The organism is Lutimaribacter saemankumensis, from assembly GCF_900100005.1.
GTDB lineage: Bacteria > Pseudomonadota > Alphaproteobacteria > Rhodobacterales > Rhodobacteraceae > Lutimaribacter > Lutimaribacter saemankumensis.
The window spans coordinates 1-1,087 of the sequence record NZ_FNEB01000047.1; the positions used below are offsets into that span (position 1 = coordinate 1).

At 53.5% G+C, this 1,087-nt stretch carries 2 protein-coding genes; both read left to right on the forward strand.

The annotated features are described in order from the left end of the window. Positions 1 to 195 precede the first annotated feature (195 nt). On the forward strand, positions 196 to 621 hold the full coding sequence (locus BLT50_RS19185) for a c-type cytochrome (RefSeq protein ID WP_139170605.1): 426 nt from the start codon (positions 196 to 198) through the stop codon (positions 619 to 621). Positions 622 to 791: 170 nt separating this feature from the next. After that, a partial coding sequence (locus BLT50_RS18890; RefSeq protein WP_139170606.1) for a cytochrome c occupies positions 792 to 1,087 on the forward strand: 296 nt, incomplete at its 3' end.

Here is a 1,087-nt window from a genome sequence, read left to right on the forward strand (position 1 = left end):
TCGGGGCTGGTTTTGAAATACTTGAAAGGCGAGCGTTTGGACATCTTGAGGGGCTACGAAAGCCCCCTGCCCGCCTCAAGCTAAGTTAATCTGACAAAGCCCTTCCGGAAAAAAGCTTTCCAAAATACGAATATTTGCTGATATACTAACCTCTGACGCGCGAACTCCAAAAACGAACGTTGAAGGAGTTGAGCCATGTGTGATCGCATCACTGCAGTCATCACGGGTACGATTGTCGGCCTTTCGTTTGCCATTCCCGCGGCTGCCGCAGACATGAGTCTGGGGGAGTTCGAGTACAGGAACAGTTGCGTTCAGTGTCATGGTAAAGATGGCACCGGAGACGGCCCGGTCACAGCTTTCTTAAGGAACATGCCGCCTGACCTTACGGCGATCCAGAAGAACAACGGCGGTGTGTTTCCGGTATCGCAGCTTTATTCGATCATCGAAGGGTCGCAGGACGTTGGCGTGCATGGCCGGGATATGCCGCTTTGGGGCAACCGGTACCGCACGCGGGCAAACATCGACCCTGAAGATACATTCTCTCCTGCTGCAACGGAGGACTACGTGACGACGCGCGTTCTGGCGCTGATCGAATACCTGTCCACGATGCAGAAAGACTGAACCGCCAGGCGGTGACCGAAGGTGGTCGTCCGCCTTGATAACTTATGAACCATTTCCAGCATTTGACCCTCGAACTTTCTGCTTGATGTAGGCCGAAACACCAGGAAACAGCGGCTCTCAGGCTTTTCAGGAAGGCGGTCAAAAGGCTTCGATGGGTGGAGGATATTGCAATGAAAATGACGAGTCTTATGACGGCAATTGTCGCCAGCTTCTTGGGAACGCAATCCGTTATCGCAGATGGCGCGGGAGAGTACGAATACATGATCGCTTGCGCCGGATGCCATGGTGAATCGGCAAAGGGCGATGGACCGTTGGCGCAGCTTCTGAAAATCGGAACGCCGGACCTTACGCATCTTGCGGCCAATAACGACGGAAAGTTTCCGTTCGAGTATGCGGTTTTTATGATCGACAGGCGAAATCTGATACCTGCGCACGGAAACGACATGCCCGTCTGGGGTGATCGCTT